Below are 23,483 nucleotides of genomic sequence, written 5' to 3' on the forward strand. Positions count from 1 at the left end.
TATTATAATCTCTTATATTTTTCTAAACAATATTGTTGAATTAATTCTATAAAGTAATCAAACAATATAGAAATATCATGAGGACCTGGACTGGCTTCAGGATGCCCTTGAAAACCAAAAGCAGGTTTATCAATACGATGAATACCTTGTATAGTATTATCAAATAATGATTTATGTGTTATTTTTAAATTAATTGGTAAATTATTTGTATCTACTGTAAATCCATGATTTTGTGTTGTTATAAATATTTTATTAGTTTTTAAATTTTTTACAGGATGATTACTTCCATGATGTCCTAAAACCATTTTTTTTGTTTTAGCACCACTAGCAAGTGCAAGAATCTGATGTCCAAGACATATACCAAATATTGGAATATTTATTTTTAATAATTGTTTTACAGAAGAAATAGCATAAAAACATGATTCAGGATTTCCTGGCCCATTAGATAAAAAAATTCCATCTGGATTTAAATTTATAATTTTTTTAAAACTTGTATAAGCAGAAATAACTGTTACGTGGCATCCACGATCTACTAAAATATTTAAAATATTTTTTTTAATCCCAAAATCATATGCTATTATATTCATGGGTAATAAAGATTTTTTTTTTATATTTTTTTTAATTGTTTGATAATTAGTATTTCCTTTTATCCAAGAATAGTTATTATTAGTTGTTATTTCTTTAACTAGATTTAATTCTTGTAAATTTGAAAAATGTTTCATTTTATTCATAATATATTGAAAATCAACGTTTTCTATATTCGTAATAATACATCCAATATTAATTTTTTTATTACGCAATAAACGTGTTAATTGACGAGTATCAATATCTGAAATAGCAACTACATTTTTTTTTTTCAAATAAACATCTAAAGTGTTTTGACTTCTATAATTACTTGATATTATAGATAAATTATGAATAATAAGTCCTTTTAGATAAATTTTAGATGATTCTTCATCTTCTTTATTAACACCAATATTCCCAATATGTGGATATGTAAAAACAAGAATTTGTTTATAATAAGATGGATCTGTAAGTATTTCTTGATATCCAGTCATAGATGTATTAAAAACTACTTCTCCTATAACTATTCCATTAACTCCAATAGATTTACCAAAAAATTTTGTTCCATCTTCCATTATTAAAAGTGCTTTATTATTAATCAAATAAACCTCCAAAATATTTAATTTTATTAAAATTAATATCATATATTTATATATATTTCTTATTAACAATTATTGTTAAATTTTATTATATAAGTTAAAATGATTTTTTTAAAATTAATTATCTAAATTTAAAAATTTTTTAATAAAGACTATATAATGTATAATAAGATTATTTATTCAGAATTATTATCTGCATCTGATGTTTTAAAAAGTTTTCTCAAAAATACTAAAAACATTAATAATATTGAATTAGCAGCTAATTTAATTGTTAAATCTTTTTTAAGTAATAATAAAGTTATTTCTTGTGGTAATGGTGGTTCACATTGTGATGCTATGCATTTTGCAGAAGAATTAACTGGGAAATACAGAAATAAAAGATCTGCATATCCTGCATTATGCATATCAGATGTATCTCATTTTTCTTGTGTTAGTAATGATTATGGTTATGAATTTGTTTTTTCTCGTTATATAGAAGCATTAGGCCAACCTGACGATATTTTATTTGCTTTAACCACTTCTGGTAGTTCTATTAATATAATTAATGCATTATATGCTGCAAAACAAAAAAATATGAAAGTAATATTACTGAATGGTAACTATTCTTCAAGTAAAATAAAAAATTTAATTGATGCAGAAATATCAGTAATTTATAATGGTTATTCAGATAGAATACAAGAAATACATATTAAAGTAATTCATATAATAATATTATTAATTGAAAAATTAATGAGTAAAAAAATATAATCTAGATATATCACTAAATATTTTTTACATAAATTATTTACTAATCATGTTATTTTTACTCTCTTAAATAATTTAAGAGAGTAAAAATTTTAATTATTTTGAAATACATTTCATATCAGTCATATATTTACGTAATATATAACCAATTTTTTCAATTGAATGATTTCTAGTAATAAGATTAATATCTAATAAATATTTGTTATTTATAGATATATTTTCTATATCTACAATACCCAAATCTTCATTTTGTAAGCTATTCATAAAATTTTCTAATAAAGGCATAGCTTTATTAGAAAATAAATAATTGCCATATTCTGCTGTATCAGATATGACTTTATTCATTTCATATAATTTTTTTCTTGCAATAGTATTTGCAATTAATGGTAATTCATGTAATGATTCATAATATGCTGATTTTGGTGAAATTCCTGTTTCTATCATTATCTCATATGATAACTCAACACTAGCTTTAACTATAGCTACCATAATGAGTCCACGATCAAAAATTTCTTGTTCATGAATCATATTATTAATAGCTAAAGTTTGCTCAAATTTATTGTTTCTTATCTTTTTTCTCCAATTTAATAAATTTTTATTATCATTATTCCAATCTTCTATTATTTCTTTAGAAAAATTTCCAGAAATAATATTATCCATATGTAATCTAAATAATGGTTTAAAAATTTTTTTTAAAATTAAAGAAAGTTCATAAGCTCTAATTTTACTCTTATTATTCAATCTATCCATCATTAAAGTAATACCTCCTTGTTTTAAGGATTCAGTAATATATTCCCATCCAAATTGGATAAACTGTGATGCATATTCTTTATTTACTTTACGATTAATTAATTGATTAAATAATATTATTGATGCAGTTTGTAACATACCACATAAAACAGTTTGTTCTCCCATTAAATCAGATTTAACTTCTGCAATAAAAGAAGATTCTAATATACCTGCTTTATGACTTCCTATTGCAACAGCCCAAGCTTTTGCAGTTTCTAATCCATTATTATTATTATAATTGTTTTGTTGATGTACAGCTATTAATGATGGTACTCCAAAACCACGTTTATATTCTTCTCTTACTTCTGTTCCTGGACATTTTGGAGCAACCATAATTACATTAATATTTTTAGGAATTTTTTCACCTTCTTCTACAATATTAAAACCATGAGAATATCCTAATGTAGCACCAGGTTTTATTAAGTTTTTTATGTTTTGTAAAAGTTGACTATGATTTTTATCAGGAGTTAAATTAATTATTAAATCAGCACTAGGAATTAATTCATTGTATGAACCAATTATAAATTTGTTTTTATAAGCTTTTTCCCAAGATAAATTTTTATTTTTAATAGATTTTTTTTTTAAAGCATAAGATATATTTAAACCAGAATCTCTCATATTGAGTCCTTGATTTAAACCTTGTGCTCCACATCCTATAATAACTATTTTTTTATTTTTTAAATAATTAATTCCATTAAGAAATTCTCTAAAGTTCATTAATCTACATTTTTGTAAATTTTTTAATTTTTCACGAAAATTTAATTCATTAAAATAATTCTTCATTTTTATAACCTTATATAAATAATTATTAAACTATAAATATATTTATTTATAAAATTATTATTTAATATTAATATTAATAACTGACATTAAAATTTAATAAAATTATTATAAAAAGTATTTTATATAATAAAAATATTTTTATAAAATGCTTAATTATTATTTTTTACAAATTTAATTTTAAATATTAAGTAATTTATAAAAATTAAAATTTTTTTATTTTTAAGAAAATAATTTTGATAAATGTTATTTATGGATACAAATTAATAATAATTATTATGTATAAATATTATTTATATCATTAATACAATAATTTTATTTAAAATATTTTAATTTATTTTTATCTCTTACTGCTCCTTTATCAGCACTTGTTGCTAGTGCGGCATAAAATTTTAATGCAAAAGATATTTTTCGTTTACGAATATTATGAGGATGGTAAGATAATTGACCACGGTTTTCTTCTTCTTTAATTCTTAAATTTATTTTTTCTTGTGAAATAAGAAGATTAATATATCTACTAGGTATATTAATTTCAATAATATCTCCATTTTTTATTAAAGCAATATATCCTTTATTTGCAGCTTCTGGTGAAATATGTCCAATTGATAATCCAGAAGTTCCTCCAGAAAATCTTCCATCTGTAATTAAAGCACAACTTTGATCTAATTTCATTGATTTTAAATACGATGTTGGATATAACATTTCTTGCATACCAGGACCACCTTTTGGACCTTCATAACGTATAACAACTACATCTCCTGGAAAAATTTTATTATTTAATATATCATTTATTGCAGATTCTTGACTATCATATACTTTAGCTGGACCTTTAAATATCATTAATTTTTTATTTACACTTGCAGTTTTAACTACACATCCATCTTGAGCTATATTACCATATAAAACTGCTATTCCACCATCTTTACTAAAAGAATATTTACATGATCTGATACATCCATTTTTTCTATTATCATCTAAATTATGCCATTTATTTTTTTGTGTAAAAGGTTGTGTAGTTTTAACATTTCCTGGAGCAGCTAAAAAAAATTTTTTAATCTCATCATCTTTATTATTAATAATATCATATTTAAAAATCATTTGTTTTATTGTTAAACCTAATATATTTTTTGTATTAGGATGTATTAACCCAATACGATATAATTCACCTAATAATGACATTACACCACCTGCTCTATGAAAATCTTCAATATAAAATTTTCTAGTACTAGGAGAGACCATACATAACCATGGAACTTTTTTTGATAAATTATCTATATCAGACAAATTTAATTTTAAATTTGCTTCTTGTACTAAAGCTAATATATGTAAAATTGTATTAGTAGAACCACCCATTGCAATATCAACCATTATAGCATTTTCAAAAGCTTTTTTACTAACAATATTCCTAGGTAAAACACTTTGATCATTATTTAGATAGTATTTTTTTGTAATATCAACTATAATTTTAGCTGATTGTATACATAATTTTTTGCGATATATATGTGTTGATAATAAAGTTCCATTACCAGGCAATGATAATCCTAAAACTTCTAATAAACAATTCATTGAATTTGCAGTAAACATTCCAGAACATGAACCACATGTAGGACATGCATTATTTTCGATTTTATTAATATATTTATCTGATTTGTTTAAGTCAGCTGAACTTACCATTGCATCTACTAAATCAATTCTTATTTTTTTTGATAAAATATTTATTTTTCCAGCTTCCATTGGACCACCGGAAATTATAACAGTAGGTATATTTAAACGTAAACTAGCCATTAACATACCAGGAGTAATTTTATCACAATTAGAAATGCAAATCATAGAATCCACACAGTGAGCATTAATAACATATTCTATTGAATCTGCAATTAGTTCTCTAGAAGGCAGAGAATATAACATTCCATCATGACCCATGGCAATACCATCATCAATAGCTATTGTATTAAATTCTTTTGGTACTCCTCCCATATTTTTTATTTCTTTTGAAATAATTTTACTTAGTTCTTGTAAATGAATATGACCAGGAACAAATTGTGAAAATGAATTAACTATAGCAATAATAGGTTTTTTAAAATCAGAATCATTCATACCAGTTGCTCTCCAAAGAGCACGAGCTCCTGCCATATTACGACCTGATGTAGTAATAGATGAACGATAATTAGACATTTTTTTTCTCTTATTTTTAATATTAAATTTTATCTAATAAATATAATCTAACCAATTCCATTTATCTTCTGTTATTCCATCAAATAAATTAAAAAATTCCTGTTGAATTATTTTCGTAATTTTACCTCTCCTACCGTAACCAATTTTTATACCATCTATACTTCTTACTGGAGTAATTTCTGCAGCAGTTCCTGTCATAAATATTTCATCAGCTAAGTATAATGATTCTCTTAATATCAAAGTTTCTTTAGTTTTAATGCCTATTTTTTTAGCTATTTTTAAAACTGAATCTCTAGTAATTCCTGGTAATATTGAAGAACTAAGAGGTGGAGTAAATAAAACATTATCTTTTATTTTAAATATATTTTCTCCTGCTCCTTCTGATACAAATCCTAAACTATCTAATGATATTCCTTCATGATATCCATTACGTCTTGCTTCACTGCCAATAAGAAAAGAAGATAAATAATTACCACCAGCTTTTGCAATACTAGGAATAGTATTGGGTCTAATTTTATTCCATGATGATATCATAGCATCAATACCATTAATCATAGCTTTATTACCAAGATAATTACCCCATGAAAAAGAACTAATTATTACATCAGTATAATAATTTTTAGGAGGATTAACTCCTAAACCAACATCTCCTATAAATATTAAAATTCTTATATAAGCTTCTTCTAATTTATTATATTTAAGTATAATATGTACTGCATTAATTAAATCTTGCATTGTAAATTTTAATGGTAAGCGATAAATTTTTGCAGAATTATATAAACGTTCAATATGATCTTTATGTCGAAAGATAGCTGGACCTTTAAAAGACTTATAACATCTTATTCCTTCAAATACAGAAGTTCCATAATGCAATGCATGCGACATTACACTAATTTTTGCATTTTCCCATTTAACTATATCTCCATTAAACCAAATAAAATCTGCTTTTTTCGTTTTCATTATAATATTTCCTTATTTACTATAATTAGCAGTATTATTATGACATTCATTAGATTATTTTAATATTACATACATCTATTAATTTAGATAATTGTTTTATAAGAAAATCTATAGGTTTTTTACTTTCTATAATTATTTTAATAAGTATCTTTCCTATTTTTAATTCTGAATTAACTTTCATATAACAAATTCTAAATCCTCTATGACGAATAATACGTAAAATACGTTCAATAACTTCAGGACTTATATATGTATTAATATATATTTTGTATTGATTCATTTAATTTCTTCTATCATGTTTTCATTACTATAACCTGGAGGAACTAATGGCCAAACATTATCAGATTCATTTATAGAAACATGTAATATATATGAATTTTTTTTATTAAACATATTTTTTAAACTTAAATCTATTTGATTAACATGATTTATACTTTCTCCAGTTATACCAAAAGCACTAGCTAATAATAAAAAATCAGGATTATCCCATAATATAGTTTCACTATATCTTTTAGAGAAAAATAATTGTTGCCATTGTTTAACCATACCTAATCTTTTATTATCAAGTAATATAATTTTTATAGGCAATTGTTTTCTTTTAATAGTATTTAACTCTTGAATATTCATCATAAATGATCCATCACCTGTAATACATATTACTGTATCATTAGGACGAGCTATTTGTGCACCAATAGCTGCAGGTAATCCAAATCCCATAGTTCCTAATCCACTTGATGTAATAAAATTTTTTGGAGATGTAAAATTTACATGTTGTGCAGTCCACATTTGATGTTGTCCTACATCTGTAGTAATAATAGTATTATTTTTTTTAAGATCTGATAATTTCTTTAAAAGAATAGGTGCATGAATTTTACTTTTATTTAATATTTTATAGTTCCAAGAATATTTTTTTATTATTTTTTTTATATAATCTTGCCATTCAAAAATTTTTTGTGGTTTTTGTAAAAATGGAATTATATAGTTTAAATTACCTAATAGATGAAAATCTGTTTTACAAATTTTATTAATTTCAGATGAGTCTATATCTAATTGTATTATATATGCATTAGAAGCAAAATTTTTTGGATCACCTGTAACTCGATCATCAAATCTTGCACCAATAGCTATTAATAAATCACATTTTTGTACTGCATAGTTTGCAGCTTTATTACCATGCATTCCTAACATACCAAGATAATAAGGATATGTATAATCTACAGATCCTAAACCTTTTAATGTAACTACTACTGGTATTTTAGTCTTATTGATAAAATTTTTTAATGTAGAAATAGCATTACTCATTCCAACACCACCACCTATATATAATATAGGCTTATTAGATCTTTTTAGAAAATTATTAATTTTATTTATATTTTTTTTTGAAATATTTATTTTATTTACTGAATTTTTTATTTTAAATGTATTGTTTATATGTTGAGGAATAAAATTAGATAATTGTATATCTTTTGGTATATCTATTAAAACAGGTCCTGGTCTATTAGATAAAGCTATTAAAAAAGCTTTATCAAAAATGTCATTTAATGATTCTATTGAATTAATTAAAAAACTATGTTTTGTACATGATAAAGACATTCCTATAATATCAATTTCTTGAAAAGCATCTGTTCCAATTAATGTAGTAGGTACTTGTCCAGTTATAGCTATGATAGGTATAGAATCTACCATAGCATCTGCAATACCTGTCATTAAATTAGTTGCTCCTGGTCCTGATGTTGCTAAACAAACTCCTATATTTCCAGTAGCTCTTGAGTAACCTATAGCAGCAATAGCTGCTGCTTGTTCATGTCGACATAATATATGTTCAATCTCTCCATCATATAATGCATCGTAAAGCGGCATAATAGCTCCGCCTGGATGTCCAAATACTGTTTTTACGTTTTGTTTTTTTAATGCTTGAATTATACATTCTGCTCCATTCATACTTATTGTTACCTCTTTTATTTATAAAAAATTATATGTATAATTCAATATTAATTTTTAATTAATATTTATACAAAAATCCCTAGATATAAATATGCGGGAGTTTATTTTTTAATAAAAAAATGAAAATATTTTTTTGAATGAAAAAAATTATTTTTAATAAATAAATTATTTTTATACTAATTATATATTTTAATAATAAATATTATTTATAAATCAAAACTCAGGGGTGGAGGGATTTGAACCCCCAACTACCGGTTTTGGAGACCGATGCTCTACCAATTTGAACTACACCCCTTAAATTTTATTATAATTAATATTTTAATAATTTAATATATGGAAGTAATATAATACTATATGAATAATTATTATGATTCAATATAAAAAAATATAAATAATTATATTAAAATTGATTTTATTTGATAATTTATCTAATAAATAAAATTATAAATAATTATAATTATTTAAATATTATTAAATATAATAAAATTATGATAAAAAAAAATAATAAATATGCATTCATTAGTATTTCGAGTAAATCAGATATTCTTTTTTTAATTCAAAAATTAATAGAATATAATTCTGATTTAATATTTACTAAAAAAAATATTTTTTTAAAAAATATTAAAAATGATATAATAATATAATTGAAATGTTTCAATATCTTAATTTAATTTCATTCATTGATAAAATAATGTAAAGATTACATCTTAAATTATATAGAGAAATATGCAGTGATATGAATAATAATGATATTATTTTTATGAATATGAATAACATTAAATCTATAAATATAATAATAATTAATTTTTATCTTTTTGAGAAAAAATTAATAAAAAAAGTAATAATATTTTTTTTAGAAAAATTAATATTGTATAATCTTGTATTATTTGTACTGTAGTTAAAATTTATAAAATACAATATTAATTTATAATAAAGATTATTTATTAATAATCAATGAATTAAAAATAATAATAATATATTATTAAATACAAAAATTAAATTAGCACAAAAAATTTTTATTATATTTCATAATATAATAAAAAAATATTAGAATATTTAAATATAAAATATCAAAAATTAACATATTTACTAAACAATAAAAAAAATAATATTTTTCTTGAAAAAATAATATTAAATTTATTAAAAAAACAAAATTTAAAATATAATGAAAATTATCATCAAAGATGTGCTTTAGCATTATACTAATGATAATTAATTTATTAAAAATAATAACTTTAAGTAAATATAAGGTAAAAAAACTTTCATATAATAATATTATTGATGCTAATGTTACTTTAGAATGTATAAAATAATTTTTAAAATCACTTTTTTTGTTATTATTAAACATGTAAATCCATGTAATTTTTCAGTTAGCAATAAAACTTAAAAAACATATATTAATGAATATAATACTGATTCAATTTCATATTTTGGAAGTGTAATAATTTTTAATAGAAAGTTGAATTTAGAAATTGTTAATATCATTATACAAAATAATTATTTTGAATTAATAATGATTTCATCAATTACTAATAAAGTCAAAATTTTAATTGCTAAAAAAATAATATACGTTTATTATTATATAACTTTAATAGTAAAATATTATTTGAAATGAAATATATTAATAATTGCATGATTATATAAATTACTAATTTAAATTATTATTAATAATAAATAATATTAATGTTTTTATTAACAAGATACTAAAAAAAAATGAAATAAATGATTTATTTTTAAATGTAAAATAGTAAAATTTGTTAAATCTAATACTATTATTTATTGTAAAAATAATATGATTTTATCAGGTATAGTGTATAGTAGTTGGTCAAATAAGTAGAATTGATACATTGATACTGTAAAATTAGCTACTATAAAAATAAAAGAAAAGAAATTTATTTTTTAATAAGTTTCATCAATAATTTCTGATGTATTTTTACTCTTTAAAGACAGTGTTAACTTTATTTCGAAGTTAGGAATAAAGTATATTATTCAAACAATAGTTTTTATAAGGAATAAAGAAGTGATTAATATTATTAACTAGTATAATTTATTTATGGTGCTTACTAATAATATACGTTATTTTCATCATTACATATTATCTAATCATACATAATATATTATTAAATAGTTTAAAATAATAATTAAAATATATTAATATTATTATATAATAATTATTATATCAATAATATTTAAGGTTAAAAAATATGACTGAATGGGTTATAGGAAAAGTAAAAAAAATAAATTATTGGGAAAATAATTTATTCACTATTATATTAAATGCAAAAGTCAATCCTTTTGTTCCAGGACAATTTACAAAATTATCTTTAATTATAAATGGTAAACGTATACATAGAGCATATTCTTATATAAATTGTCCTAAAAATATTAATCATGAATTTTATATAAAAAACGTAGATAATAAAGGTCATTTAACACCTTATTTATATAAATTAAATTATAATGATAAAATTATGATTTCTAAACATGCTTTAGGAACTTTTACTATTAATAATATCCAAAATTGTGAAAATTTATGGATGATATCTACTGGAACAGGTATTGGACCTTATTTATCAATATTACAAAATGGAAATTATTTAGAAAATTTTAAAAAAATTATTTTAATATATGCTGTACGATATATATCAGATTTTAGTTATATTTATTTAATAAATAATCTTAAAAATAAATTTAAAAATAAGTTAATTATTCAAATTATTACTAGTAGGGAAAAACAAAAAAACAATTTACTCAAAGGACATATACCAGAATTAATTCAAAATGGTATTTTAGAAAAAAAAATAGGAATTTTAATTGATAAAAATAATACTCATATAATGTTATGTGGTAATCCTAAAATGGTTTATGACACACAAAATTTATTACAAAAAAATTACGGATTATCAAAAAATTTAAAAAATAAAATAGGAAATATTACTACTGAAAAATATTGGTAATATTAATATTAAAATTAATATAAAAGAATTTTAAATATGAAGCAATTTTTAATTGTTGGTAATTGGAAACTTAATGGTAATGTTATATTTGTACAAAATTATATAAATAAAATTAAAAAATTTTTAAATATAAAAAAATTAAATTTTTGTAAAATTTCTATTGCACCATCTTATACTTATTTATATTTGTCTAATATTCATTTAAAAAATAATCAAATGAGTTTAACAGCACAAAATGTAGATATTCATCTTTCTGGATCTTTTACAGGAGAAATATCAATAAATATGTTAAAAGATATGGGTGTAAAATATGTTATTGTTGGACATTCAGAAAGAAGAATTTTCCATAAAGAAACTAATCAATATATATCTGAAAAATTTCATATAATTAAATCTCATGGTTTAATACCAATTTTATGTTTAGGAGAAACAGAAATACAAAGAAATATGAATCAAACAAAAGATATTTGTGCTAAACAAATAGATATAATTTTAGATACTTATGGAATAGAAGAATTTAATAATACTGTAATAGCTTATGAACCTATTTGGGCTATTGGTTCAGGTAAATCAGCTGATCCAATAGAAGTTCAAAAGATTCATAAATTTATTAAAGAATATATTGCTCAAAAAGATTATAAAGTATCAAAAAATATTATTATCCAATATGGTGGATCAATTAATAAAAATAATATGGATACGTTTATTCGACAAAAAGATATAAATGGTTTTTTAATAGGTAAAGCTTCTTTAACAGCAGAAAATTTCATATCTATCGTTAAAAAAGCTGAAAAAATTATAAGTTCTATTTGATAGGTCTTAAAGTAGGAAATAAAATTACATCTTTAATAGAAGGAGAATTTGTAAATAACATTACTAATCTATCTATTCCAATACCTAATCCTGCTGTAGGTGGTAATCCATACTCTAATGCTTCTATATATTCTTTATCATAAAATTTATTTTGGATATTATTATCATCTTCTTCATTTTTACAAATCATTTGTTGTTTAAATCTTATTTTTTGATCTTCAGGATCATTTAATTCAGAAAAACCATTAGCTATTTCCATTCCACAAATAAAAAATTCAAATCTATCAGTCATAGTTTCATCTAATTCATTTCTACGTGATAATGGCGATATTTCTGTAGGATATTCTGTAATAAAAGTTGGTGTAATTAATTTATTTATTATTTTTTCTTCAAAAATAGAAGAAATTATTTTTCCTATACTCCAATTATAATCAATTTTAACTTTTAACATATTACTAATATCTATTAATTTATTAAAATTATTTAAATGATTATAATTAATATTAGGATAGTAATACACTATAGATTCTTTCATAGTTAATTTATTAAATGGTTTACTAAGATCAAACTCATTATTATTAAATAATAATTTATTAGAATTTAATATTTTTTTACCTATATGAAATAACATCTTTTCAAAAAAAGTCATTAAATCAGTATAATTAGCATATGCTATATATAACTCCATCATAGTAAATTCAGGATTATGCTGTGTAGAAATACCTTCATTACGAAAATTTTTATTAATTTCAAATATTTTATTAAATCCGCCTATAATTAATCTTTTTAAATATAATTCTGGAGCTATACGTAAATACATATCACGATTAAAAGTATTATGATGTGTTATAAATGGTCTAGCTGTAGCTCCACCAGGAATAATTTGCATCATTGGTGTTTCTACTTCAATAAATTTTTTTTTATTCATAAAATTACGTATAAAAAATATTATTTTTGATCTTGTCTCAAAAACTTTTTTTGATTTATCATTTACAATAAGATCTAAATATCTTTTTCTATATTTGATTTCTTGATTATTCAAACCATGAAATTTACTAGGTAAAGGTCTAATAGATTTTGTTAATAAATAACATTTATTAGAATAAATAGATAAAACTCCAGTTTTAGTTTTAAAAATATTACCAATAATACCTATTATATCTCCAAGATCTAATTGCTTTATAATATTTTTATATTTTTTTATAGATAAACTATCAGTTGATAAATATATTTGAATATATCCTGTTTCATCTTTAATTTTAATAAAAGATGCTTTACCCATAATTCGAAAATTAATAATACGTCCAGCAATATGAAATATTAAATTTTTATCTAAAATAGAATTAATATTATTATATTTTTTATATAAAATATCAGATGTAATATTAATTTTAAAATTATTAGGAAATGCATTATTATTTTTTCTTAATGTTATTAATTTTTTTATACGTGTTTCTCTTTCATTATTAATTGTTTTAATACATATATTCTTTTTTTCAGACATAATAAATATTATCCTATATTTTTATAAACCTATTTTTAAACTAGCTTTAATAAATATATCTATATTACCATTTAGAACAGACTGAATATTATTAGTTTCTATTCCTGTACGTATATCTTTAATTCTTGCATTATCTAAGATATAAGATCTGATTTGATAACTCCAACTAATATTTAATTTACTATCTTCTATTTTTTTTTTTGCTATATTTTTATTTTTAAAATCTAATTCATATAATTTTTTTTCTATTTGTTTGATAGCTTGGTATTTATTCTTATGTTGTGATCTATTATTTTGACATTGAGTTACTATTCCTGTAGGAATATGAGTAATTCTTACAGCTGATTCTGTACGATTAACATGTTGACCACCTGCACCAGAAGATCTATATACATCAATCCGTAAATCATCTGGTTTTATTATTATATTTGAATTATTATTAGTTTCAGGATATATAAATGTTGAGCAAAATGAAGTATGACGTCTTCCATATGAATTAAAAGGACTTTTTCTTACTAAACGATGAATACCATTTTCTGTTCGTAACCAACCAAAAACATAATTTCCCATTATCTTTATAGTTGCTGATTTTATTCCTATTTTTTCTCCAAGAGATTGTTTAATTATATATGTTTTAAATTTTTTTTTTTCTGCCCATTTTAAATACATTCTCATAATCATTTGTGCCCAATCTTGTGATTCTATTCCTCCTGATCCTGCTTGTATATCAATAAAACAATTTTTGTTATCATTTTTTTTTACAAAAAATTTTTGAAATTCTAATTTATCTATTTTATGTTTTATATTATATAATATTTGAATAGAATCATGTAATATATTATTATCATTAGTATTAATAGCTATTGTAATTAATTCATCAATATCTATTATTTCTTGATTAATTATATCTAAAGTAAGTAGAATATTTTCTATATAAGACTTTTTTTTACTCAATTGTGTTACAAAATTAATATTTTTCCAAATATTAGAATTTGTAAATTGATTATTTATTATAAGTAATTTTTGTTTTAATTTTAAATAATCAAAGAAAATTCCTAATAAAATTATTTTTTTTTTTTATTTTTTGTAAATTATTTTTTATTAAATTTATTTCAAACATAATAAATTGTTTTCCTTTAAATAAAATTAAAAAAAATTTTATAATGATTGATAATAATATCAAACAAATATTATAAGAAACAAATAAAAATTAATATTAAATATGGCCCTTGTTGGATTTGAACCAACGACCTAACGATTATGAGTCGTTTGCTCTAACCACTGAGCTAAAGGGCCAAACATTAATTATATTAATAAATAATTATACTTATTACAACAATTAATAATTTTAATTTCAATAATGACTTATTTAAAAAATAATCCTATTAATTAACCACTCTAGGTACTACTGTTAGTAAATACATATTAGAATTATCTCTTAAAATATGTATAACAAGAATTGATAGTTTCTTTTTAGATGAAATAATTCTTTTTATATCTTTTATTGTATGAATTCTAATTTTATTAATATCTACAATAATATCTTCTGTTTCAAAACCGATATCATCTGCAAAAGATCCATCAGATATATTTGTAACTTTAACATATCTAAATTTCTTTTTACCTTTAGTAATTATTATATTTTTAAATACACCACCTTCTATTACAGAAGTTTTAAGTGTAAAATATAGTTTACTTTCTTTATCTTCTTGTAATGTAAGAATTAAATGTTTAATTTTACTATTACGTATAACAGTAAGTTCTACTTTAGAACCAACAGGTAATATACTCATTAGTGATCTTAATGAATAAAAACCATGTAATTTTTTACCATTTAATGCAATAATTATATCACCAGCTTTAACTCCACCATTATATGCGGTACTATTGTTTATAACACTACCAACAAATGTACCTCCATCAATATATTTAACAGGAGCATTCATAATACGAGCTAATTCTTTATTAACACCTATTCCTACAACACCAAATGAAACATGCTTAATTCTACCATATTTAATTAATTGGTGACTTAAAATCATAATTGAATTACTAGGTATAGCAAAACCAACTCCTACATTACCTCCATCAGGAGATACAATAGCAGTATTAATACCAATTAATTCACCATTTAAATTTAATAATGCACCACCAGAGTTACCACTATTCATAGCAGCATCTGTTTGAATGAAATTTTCAAAATGTTTTGTTGAATTAATTCCATTACGTCCTAAAGCAGATATAATACCAGTAGTTGCAGTATTACCTAATCCAAAAGGATTACCTATAGCAACAGTATAATCTCCAACTTTTAATTTATCAGAATTTGCTATTTTTAAACCTACAAGATGTAAGTTTTTAGCATTTTTTATTTTAATTAATGCTATATCTAATAGTTCATCCGTACCTATTAAAGTAGCTTCAAAAGAACGACCATCTGATAATTCAACCTCAATTCTTGTAGCATTTTCTATAACATGATTATTAGTAATAATATATCCATTTTTAGCATCTATTATGACACCTGATGCTAATGAATTATAATTTGATTCCATTATGGCATCATCATTCCCTTTACATAATAAAGTTCCTTTTAATATAGATCCTTCTTGACAATATTGTGGATGTTCTCCTATATATTGTTGTAAATTTAAAGGTAAATTAACATTATGAAGTATGATAGTACTATCTACTGTTATCCTTACAACGGCCGGCATTACTTTATCTAACATTTTAGATAGACTAGGTAATGTGTTATTTAATGATTTTTGTGGGGGTATTGGCGTTGCATTAATTTTAATTAATGTTGGCGTAGATATGATAATACAAAATAAAAAATATATAATTAATTTTAATTTTTTCATTCTATTGACTCATAATAAAATTAAATAGTTCACTTTATATATAAAAAACATATAAAAATAGTTTTTAAAAATTAATAATTTTATATATAAGAATAATATAAAAAATACATATATAAAATTTTTACAAATTTATATAGTTGATATAATATGTACTATACTCTTATATTTAATATTAATAAATATATATGTCAAATAAATTTAAAAAAATTGCTTCTCAAGTTGCTTTAAAATATATCAAGAATAATAATATTATTGGTATTGGTACTGGAACAACAATAAAATATTTTATAAATATGTTATATAAAATTAAAAATAAAGTTGATGGATTTGTTTCTACCTCTATCACATCTACGAATGAATTAAAAAAATATAATTTTCATATATATAATAGTAATGAGGTAGATTTAATAGATATATATTTTGATAGTGCTGATGAAATAAATAATAATATGGAAATGATAAAAGGAGGTGGAGCTGCATTAACAAATGAAAAAATTATTGCTAATATTTCTAATACATTTATATGTATTATAGATCAATCTAAACATGTAAATATTTTAGGTAAAATACATCCTTTACCTATTGAAGTTATACCTACAGCTAAATCATATGTTTTTAAAGAATTATCTAAATTAGGAGGGTTACCAAAACTTAGAAAAGGAATTATTACAGAACATGGCAATATAATTTTAGATATATATAATTTAAATATTATTGAACCGATAAAATTAGAAAAATATATTAATTCTATTGCTGGAGTAGTAACAGTAGGTTTATTTGCTAATAGATGTGCAGATATTGTTATAACAGGAAATTATGATTATACTGTCTCAATTAAAAAAAATACAAAATTATTATCTAATAATTAGTTATTTTAAAAAAATATTTTTATAATAATTCAATTTAAGGTATATACATAAAATTTATTATATATTATGAAAATAAAATTTACTAAAATGCATGCTTTGAGCAATGATTTTATCATTATAAATAATATAAAACAACATTATCGTTTAAACAAAAACATTATTAAAAAATTGTCCAATAGATATACAAGTATAGGATTTGATCAATTATTAATGGTAGAGTCATCTAAAAATAAAAATATCGATTTTCATTATCGTATATTTAATGCAGATGGCAATGAAGTAAATCAATGTGGTAATGGAGCAAGATGTTTTGCAAAATATGTAAAATATAAAAAATTAATTTTTAAAAACAATATATGTGTTAGTACTAATAATAGTATTATATATTTAAAAATTTTAGATAATAATGAAATATGTGTTAATATGGGCACTCCTTTATTTAATCCAGAATCAATACCTTTCTTAGGTATATTATCAAATAATAGTTATTCATTATTTTATAATAATAAACAGATTATTTTTGATATTGTTTCTTTAGGTAATCCTCATTGTATTATTCAAGTAAATAATTTATCTAATATTCATATTGATTTAATAGGTTCTTTTATTCAAAATCACAAGTTATTTCCAAATAAAGTTAATGTGGGTTTTATGGAATTAGTCAATTCTAATAATATTAAATTACGTGTTTTTGAACGTGGTGTAGGAGAAACTAATTCTTGCGGTACAGGAGCTTGTGCAGCTGTAGCAATAGGTATTAAAAAAAATTTTTTATCTAATAAAGTTAAAGTTAATTTAATAGGTGGATCTTTAATTATAAAATGGAAAAATAATAATATATTTATGAAGGGTGATGCTCATTATATTTATGATGGTATAATAAAATTATAATATAATTAATTATATAAAATTAAATTTTAAAATTTTATTATTTATATGGTATTTTAAAAATAAATGTATAATAAAAAATTATTAAATAATTTAAATGATAAACAAAAACAAGTAGTATCTGCAATACGTAAAAATTTATTAGTATTAGCAGGTGCAGGAAGTGGAAAAACACTTGTATTAGTTCGTAGAATAGCATGGTTAATATCTATAGAAAATTGTTCTCCAAAATCTATTTTAGCTGTAACTTTTACCAATAAAGCTGCTAAAGAAATAAAAATGAGAGTTTCACAACTTATTGGATATAAAGAACAACAAAATATTTGGATAGGAACTTTTCATAGTTTTGCTTATTATGTATTAAGAATACATTATGCAGAGGCAAAGTTACCTAAAAATTTTCAAATAATAGATAATGAAGATCAAAAACGTTTAGTAAAACGTATTATTAATATAATGAATTTAAGTACAAATGATGAAAAATACTCAATTAAATATATTATAAAATGTATTAATGCAATTAAAAATAATTGTTTAATAAATCATAAAAAAAATATAGTTAATATTCCAATTTATAAGATTTATGATGAATATCAAAAATTATGTGAAACTAACGGTGTTATAGATTTTAATGATTTAATATTTAAATTACATAAATTATTATTACATAATAAAGATATATTAAAAATATATCAAAAACGTTTTCAAAATATTTTAATTGATGAATTTCAAGATACTAGTAGTAGTCAATATAATTGTATATATTTATTATATAAAAATAATTATAAAGTTAAAATTACTATAGTAGGTGATGATGATCAATCTATTTATGGATGGCGTGGTGCAAAGATAGAGAATATTAATCATTTTTTAAAAGATTTTCATAATGTTCAAACAATTTTATTAGAACAAAATTATCGTTCTACAAGTAATATTCTTAATGCTGCAAATAAATTAATATCCAATAATAATTCCATTAGATTAGAAAAAAAATTATGGACAAATACTAATAATGGAAAATTAATATCAATATATTTTGCATTAAATGAATTTGATGAAGCTGAATACATTATAAATTATATAAAAAATAATTTAATAAAGAAAAATATACAATTAAATAATTGTGTAATTTTATATAGAAATAATTTTCAATCACGTATTATAGAAGAAAATATGTTAAAAAATAATATTCCTTATAAAATTACTGGAAGTATTCGTTTTTATGCAAGACAAGAAATAAAAAATACTTTATCATATTTAAAATTAATATCTAATTATAATGATGATAGTTCTTTTGAAAGAATTATAAATATTCCTAAAAGAAGAATTGGAGTTGTTACTATAAATACCATAAAATCTATAGCTAAACAATTAAATTTAACATTATGGAAAGCAAGTAATTTTATTATTAATGAAAAAAAAAATATTTTAAGTAAAATAACATATAATTCATTAAAAAAATTTGTGTATTTAATAAAATCTTTAAAAGAAAATACTATTAATTATTCATTACCAATAAAAATTGAAAAAATTATAAAATCTTCAGGATTATGGAATTTATATTTACAGAATAATGATGAACTAAATAATACTAAAATAAACAATTTAAAAGAATTAATTAACTCTGCAGTACAATTTACAAAGTTTAAATCTAATTCTAATCTTAATCTAAGTAAAGATGATGATAATTTAATAGAATTTTTATCACAAACTATACTAGAATATGAGAGTAAAAATGAACAAAAAGAAGATAAAAATAATGATTTTGTACAAATGATGACAATTCATTCTTCAAAAGGATTAGAATTTAATCAAGTTTTTATGATTGGTATGGAAGAAGGTATATTTCCTAATAAAACATCATCAAGTAAAAATGAATACCTTTATGAAGAAAGACGGTTAGCATATGTAGGTATTACACGAGCTAAGAAAAAATTAATATTAACTTATACAAAAAAACGCTATTTTTATGGGAAAGAGGTAGATTCATTACCATCTAGATTTATAAATGAATTACCTGATAATTGTATTAAAAAAATTAGTTATTTAGATAATAAAAAAAATTCTCAAAATAATTTTTTTACTGATTATAATTTTTATTTAGGACAATTAATTTATCATAATATTTTTGGTAAAGGTATTATTTTAAAAATTGAACAAGTTAAAAATAATAAGAAAATAAAAATAAAATTTACTAACGTAGGTATTAAATGGATAATGTCTAATTATATTAAAATATATGATCAATAATATTATTGAATTTAATAAATTATTTTAGAATAGATAATAACGAAAAATGATAGTTCTAAAAAAATATTTTTAGAATTTTAAATTATATATATTATATATTAATATATCCCTTATTATGGGAGTAAATATAATATGCTAAGTGTTTTTAAAATATATAAAAATCGTTTAACACGTTTTGAATTAGATAATAATAATTTTTCAGATTCTATTTGGATAGATCTAATAAAACCTAATAATAATGAAAGAAAAAAAATATATTATTTATTAGGACAAAATTTAGCTACTCGACCTGAATTAGAAGATATAGAAGCATCTGCAAGATTTTTTGAAAATGAAGAAGGATTACATATTCATTCATTCTTTTTTTATGAAGATATTGATGATCATGCAGGAACTGCAACAGTAGCATTTACCATTAAAAATGGACTTCTTTATACGTTAAGAGAACGTGAGCTACCTGCTTTTCGTTTATATAGAATGCGTACACGTAATCAAAAAATAGTAGATGGTAATCCATATGAATTATTATTAGATTTGTTTGAAACTAAAATTGAACAATTAGCGGATGAAATTGAAAATATATATAGTGATTTAGAACATTTAAGTAGAATAATTATGAAAGGACATCAAGATGATAAATTTGATAATGCTCTTTCAACTTTAGCAGAATTAGAAGATATTGGATGGAAAGTTAGATTGTGTTTAATGGATACACAAAGAGCATTAAATTTTTTAATGAGAAAAACAAGATTACCTAATAATCAAATGGAACAAGCAAGAGAAATTCAAAGAGATATTGAATCATTATTACCACATAACGAATCTTTATTACAAAAAGTTACTTTTTTAATGCAAGCAGCAATGGGTTTTATTAATATAGAACAGAATAGAATTATAAAAATTTTTTCATTAGTTTCTGTGATATTTTTACCACCAACTTTAGTTGCTTCAAGTTATGGTATGAACTTTTCTTTTATTCCTGAACTAAAATGGAAATATGGTTATCCATATGCATTGATATTTATGATATTAGCCGGATTAGCTCCATATTTTTATTTTAAAAAAAAAAAATGGTTATAATAAAATATTTTATTATTTTATAATAAATAATATTTTATTATATAATTTAATAGTATCTTTGATTACTTATCATAATATAATAAAATATTTTAAAAGTTTTAAAAAAATGATTTAATCTAATTTTAATAAAATTAAATAAATATTTAATTTGAATTAACATAGGAAAAATTAATTAAATTTAACCTATGTTAATTTTTTAAAATTTTATTAAATGATTATGAAATAATAATCATGTTCTTTTTTTATTTTTTTCATATTTTTTTACATTTTTTTTAACTTTTAACCATCCTATACATAATATTATTGTTAATATAAGTATACAAATTATTAAATATATACAGTTAGGATATGTAAAAAACATTGAAATTGTTACAAACATAAGAAAACATAAAGTTAACCACGAAGTAAAAGGTGCTCCAGGCATTTTAAAATTAACTTTTTTAATTTTTCCTAAATTAATAGCTTTTCTTAATTTCATTTGACAAAGAATAATAAAAGTCCATGCAGAAATAATACCTAAAGAAGAAATACTAATCATAATCTCTAATATTTTATAAGAAAATATATAATTTAAATATACACCTATCATATAAAATATAAGTGTTATAATTATTCCAACATAAGGAATTTTATTTTTGTTCATTTTAGTTAATATTTTGGGTGCACATCTTCTAATTGCTAAAGATCTTAAAATTCTACTTGTAGAATATAATCCTGCATTTAAGCTTGAAAAAGCTGCACTTAAAACAACAAAATTCATTATTCCAGCTATATATTTAAATCCTGTCTTATTAAAATATGTAATAAAAGGACTTTCATAAGCTTTATATTCATTCCATGGCATTAATAAAATTAATAATAATATTGATCCTACATAAAAAATAATAATTCTAAAAATAATACTATTAATAGCTTTAGGTATTATTTTTTTAGGATTTTTACATTCTTCTGAAGCTGTACCAATTAATTCTATAGATGCAAAAGAAAATATTACACCTTGAGTTAAAGATATTGATGTAAAAAAACCATTAGGAAAAATTTGATTATGTCCATGTAAAACAAAATAATATCCATTATGGATAATAACATTATTATGAGAATAATATTGACTACAAAATATTATTGTACCAATTATAAGAAAAGTTATAATAGCTATAACTTTTATCATAGAAAAACAAAATTCTATTTCTGCAAACCATTTAACTCCTATAATATTAATAATTCCAATGATTACTACTGTAATTAAACCTATTGACCATTGAGGTATAAAATGTAATTTATTCCAATAATACATATAAATTGTTATTGCTGTTATATCAATAATACCAGTGATTATCCAATTAATAAAATACATCCAACCGCATACATATGCTGCTTTATTACCTAAAAATTCTGAAGAATAAGAAACAAAACTTCCACTAGAAGGTCTATATAATAATAATTCTCCTAATGCTCGCATAATAAAAAAACAAAATAAACCGCATATTAAATACATAACAATTAATCCTATTCCCATACTATGCAATCTAGAACCTGTTCCTAAAAATAAACCAGAACCAATAGCACCACCAATTGCAATCATTTGTACATGACGATTAGTCATTACTTGATTATATTTAGTACTTTTATTAGTTGAATTATTCCTATCAGTATCTGTTTTAGTTTTAATATCCTTTTGATTTTTTATCATTATTCATTCCTAA

At 21.2% G+C, this 23,483-nt stretch carries 19 protein-coding genes and 2 tRNA genes; 9 read left to right on the plus strand and 12 right to left on the minus strand.

Annotation, left to right across the window (positions count from 1 at the left end; genetic code table 11):
- Positions 1–2: 2 nt before the first annotated feature.
- The gene (gene carA / locus GJT81_RS00995) at positions 3–1,163 is read right to left on the minus strand and encodes a glutamine-hydrolyzing carbamoyl-phosphate synthase small subunit (RefSeq protein ID WP_169785748.1); all 1,161 of its coding nucleotides are present in this window, start codon (positions 1,161–1,163) and stop codon (positions 3–5) included.
- A gap of 159 nt (positions 1,164–1,322) precedes the next feature.
- On the opposite strand from carA, the gene lpcA reads away from it, so the two are divergent.
- The gene (gene lpcA / locus GJT81_RS01000) at positions 1,323–1,910 is read left to right on the plus strand and encodes a D-sedoheptulose 7-phosphate isomerase (protein ID WP_169785487.1); all 588 of its coding nucleotides are present in this window, start codon (positions 1,323–1,325) and stop codon (positions 1,908–1,910) included.
- Positions 1,911–2,003: 93 nt separating this feature from the next.
- Here the strand turns inward: lpcA and ilvC are convergent, their stop codons facing one another.
- The 6 genes from ilvC to GJT81_RS01030 all read right to left on the minus strand — a co-directional run bounded on the left by ilvC (position 2,004) and on the right by GJT81_RS01030 (position 8,850).
- Positions 2,004–3,479 (minus strand): ketol-acid reductoisomerase, encoded by a 1,476-nt coding sequence (ilvC, locus tag GJT81_RS01005; protein WP_169785488.1) that lies wholly within the window; start codon positions 3,477–3,479, stop codon positions 2,004–2,006.
- A gap of 312 nt (positions 3,480–3,791) precedes the next feature.
- The gene (ilvD, locus tag GJT81_RS01010) at positions 3,792–5,651 is read right to left on the minus strand and encodes a dihydroxy-acid dehydratase (RefSeq protein WP_169785489.1); all 1,860 of its coding nucleotides are present in this window, start codon (positions 5,649–5,651) and stop codon (positions 3,792–3,794) included.
- A gap of 33 nt (positions 5,652–5,684) precedes the next feature.
- Positions 5,685–6,611 (minus strand): branched-chain amino acid transaminase, encoded by a 927-nt coding sequence (locus GJT81_RS01015; RefSeq protein ID WP_169785490.1) that lies wholly within the window; start codon positions 6,609–6,611, stop codon positions 5,685–5,687.
- Positions 6,612–6,660: 49 nt separating this feature from the next.
- Positions 6,661–6,891, minus strand: coding sequence for an acetolactate synthase 2 small subunit (gene ilvM, locus GJT81_RS01020; protein WP_169785491.1), 231 nt, complete (start codon positions 6,889–6,891; stop codon positions 6,661–6,663).
- Positions 6,888–8,552, minus strand: a complete 1,665-nt coding sequence (gene ilvG / locus GJT81_RS01025) for an acetolactate synthase 2 catalytic subunit (protein ID WP_169785492.1) — start codon at positions 8,550–8,552, stop codon at positions 6,888–6,890. The genes ilvM and ilvG overlap by 4 nt, the downstream gene beginning before the upstream one ends.
- A 224-nt stretch (positions 8,553–8,776) precedes the next feature.
- A tRNA-Trp gene (locus tag GJT81_RS01030) sits at positions 8,777–8,850 on the minus strand.
- A gap of 193 nt (positions 8,851–9,043) precedes the next feature.
- Between GJT81_RS01030 and GJT81_RS01035 the strand changes: the two genes are divergently transcribed.
- From GJT81_RS01035 to tpiA, 4 genes are all read left to right on the plus strand, one after another.
- Positions 9,044–9,199 carry a hypothetical protein gene (locus GJT81_RS01035; protein ID WP_169785493.1) on the plus strand — a complete coding sequence of 52 codons (156 nt, stop codon included), beginning with the start codon at positions 9,044–9,046 and terminating at the stop codon, positions 9,197–9,199.
- 752 nt (positions 9,200–9,951) lie between these two features.
- Positions 9,952–10,170, plus strand: a complete 219-nt coding sequence (locus GJT81_RS02520; protein ID WP_169785749.1) for a hypothetical protein — start codon at positions 9,952–9,954, stop codon at positions 10,168–10,170.
- A gap of 589 nt (positions 10,171–10,759) precedes the next feature.
- A complete protein-coding gene (locus GJT81_RS01045; RefSeq protein ID WP_169785494.1) occupies positions 10,760–11,512 on the plus strand; it encodes an FAD-binding oxidoreductase in 753 nt (250 codons plus the stop codon).
- 36 nt (positions 11,513–11,548) lie between these two features.
- Positions 11,549–12,325 (plus strand): triose-phosphate isomerase, encoded by a 777-nt coding sequence (tpiA, locus tag GJT81_RS01050; RefSeq protein WP_169785495.1) that lies wholly within the window; start codon positions 11,549–11,551, stop codon positions 12,323–12,325.
- On the opposite strand, the gene lysS is transcribed toward tpiA, so the two are convergent.
- The 4 genes from lysS to GJT81_RS01070 all read right to left on the minus strand — a co-directional run bounded on the left by lysS (position 12,318) and on the right by GJT81_RS01070 (position 16,693).
- Positions 12,318–13,829, minus strand: a complete 1,512-nt coding sequence (lysS, locus tag GJT81_RS01055) for a lysine--tRNA ligase (protein WP_169785496.1) — start codon at positions 13,827–13,829, stop codon at positions 12,318–12,320. The two genes, tpiA and lysS, sit on opposite strands and share 8 nt — an antisense overlap.
- Positions 13,830–13,850: 21 nt before the next feature.
- A protein-coding gene (prfB, locus tag GJT81_RS01060) for a peptide chain release factor 2 (RefSeq protein ID WP_211080532.1) occupies positions 13,851–14,949 on the minus strand; the annotation gives its coding sequence in 2 pieces (ribosomal slippage) (positions 13,851–14,873 and positions 14,875–14,949; 1,098 coding nt in all).
- A 103-nt stretch (positions 14,950–15,052) separates the two neighbouring features.
- Positions 15,053–15,125 (minus strand) — tRNA-Ile (locus tag GJT81_RS01065).
- An 89-nt stretch (positions 15,126–15,214) separates the two neighbouring features.
- Positions 15,215–16,693: a trypsin-like peptidase domain-containing protein gene (locus GJT81_RS01070; protein ID WP_169785497.1), complete on the minus strand. Its 1,479-nt coding sequence runs from the start codon at positions 16,691–16,693 to the stop codon at positions 15,215–15,217.
- A gap of 185 nt (positions 16,694–16,878) precedes the next feature.
- Between GJT81_RS01070 and rpiA the strand changes: the two genes are divergently transcribed.
- From rpiA to corA, 4 genes are all read left to right on the plus strand, one after another.
- Positions 16,879–17,562, plus strand: a complete 684-nt coding sequence (gene rpiA, locus GJT81_RS01075) for a ribose-5-phosphate isomerase RpiA (RefSeq protein ID WP_169785498.1) — start codon at positions 16,879–16,881, stop codon at positions 17,560–17,562.
- A 72-nt stretch (positions 17,563–17,634) separates the two neighbouring features.
- Entirely contained in the window at positions 17,635–18,453 is an 819-nt protein-coding gene (gene dapF / locus GJT81_RS01080) for a diaminopimelate epimerase (protein ID WP_211080536.1), read from the plus strand.
- 63 nt (positions 18,454–18,516) lie between these two features.
- Positions 18,517–20,700: a UvrD-helicase domain-containing protein gene (locus GJT81_RS01085; RefSeq protein WP_169785500.1), complete on the plus strand. Its 2,184-nt coding sequence runs from the start codon at positions 18,517–18,519 to the stop codon at positions 20,698–20,700.
- Positions 20,701–20,832: 132 nt separating this feature from the next.
- The gene (gene corA / locus GJT81_RS01090) at positions 20,833–21,780 is read left to right on the plus strand and encodes a magnesium/cobalt transporter CorA (RefSeq protein ID WP_169785501.1); all 948 of its coding nucleotides are present in this window, start codon (positions 20,833–20,835) and stop codon (positions 21,778–21,780) included.
- Positions 21,781–22,009: 229 nt separating this feature from the next.
- Here the strand turns inward: corA and GJT81_RS01095 are convergent, their stop codons facing one another.
- The gene (locus GJT81_RS01095) at positions 22,010–23,470 is read right to left on the minus strand and encodes an amino acid permease (RefSeq protein ID WP_169785502.1); all 1,461 of its coding nucleotides are present in this window, start codon (positions 23,468–23,470) and stop codon (positions 22,010–22,012) included.
- Positions 23,471–23,483 lie beyond the last annotated feature (13 nt).

This window comes from Enterobacteriaceae endosymbiont of Plateumaris consimilis (genome assembly GCF_012563145.1).
Taxonomy (GTDB): Bacteria; Pseudomonadota; Gammaproteobacteria; order Enterobacterales; family Enterobacteriaceae.

Bases quoted from the DNA above. Each gene is read 5' to 3' on its own strand.
- lpcA (WP_169785487.1), top strand. From the start codon at position 1,323: ATGTATAATAAGATTATTTATTCAGAATTATTATCTGCATCTGATGTT.
- ilvC (WP_169785488.1), bottom strand. From the start codon at position 3,479: ATGAAGAATTATTTTAATGAATTAAATTTTCGTGAAAAATTAAAAAAT.
- ilvD (WP_169785489.1), bottom strand. From the start codon at position 5,651: ATGTCTAATTATCGTTCATCTATTACTACATCAGGTCGTAATATGGCA.
- GJT81_RS01015 (WP_169785490.1), bottom strand. From the start codon at position 6,611: ATGAAAACGAAAAAAGCAGATTTTATTTGGTTTAATGGAGATATAGTT.
- ilvM (WP_169785491.1), bottom strand. From the start codon at position 6,891: ATGAATCAATACAAAATATATATTAATACATATATAAGTCCTGAAGTT.
- ilvG (WP_169785492.1), bottom strand. From the start codon at position 8,552: ATGAATGGAGCAGAATGTATAATTCAAGCATTAAAAAAACAAAACGTA.
- GJT81_RS01035 (WP_169785493.1), top strand. From the start codon at position 9,044: ATGATAAAAAAAAATAATAAATATGCATTCATTAGTATTTCGAGTAAA.
- GJT81_RS01045 (WP_169785494.1), top strand. From the start codon at position 10,760: ATGACTGAATGGGTTATAGGAAAAGTAAAAAAAATAAATTATTGGGAA.
- tpiA (WP_169785495.1), top strand. From the start codon at position 11,549: ATGAAGCAATTTTTAATTGTTGGTAATTGGAAACTTAATGGTAATGTT.
- lysS (WP_169785496.1), bottom strand. From the start codon at position 13,829: ATGTCTGAAAAAAAGAATATATGTATTAAAACAATTAATAATGAAAGA.
- GJT81_RS01070 (WP_169785497.1), bottom strand. From the start codon at position 16,693: ATGAAAAAATTAAAATTAATTATATATTTTTTATTTTGTATTATCATA.
- rpiA (WP_169785498.1), top strand. From the start codon at position 16,879: ATGTCAAATAAATTTAAAAAAATTGCTTCTCAAGTTGCTTTAAAATAT.
- GJT81_RS01085 (WP_169785500.1), top strand. From the start codon at position 18,517: ATGTATAATAAAAAATTATTAAATAATTTAAATGATAAACAAAAACAA.
- corA (WP_169785501.1), top strand. From the start codon at position 20,833: ATGCTAAGTGTTTTTAAAATATATAAAAATCGTTTAACACGTTTTGAA.
- GJT81_RS01095 (WP_169785502.1), bottom strand. From the start codon at position 23,470: ATGATAAAAAATCAAAAGGATATTAAAACTAAAACAGATACTGATAGG.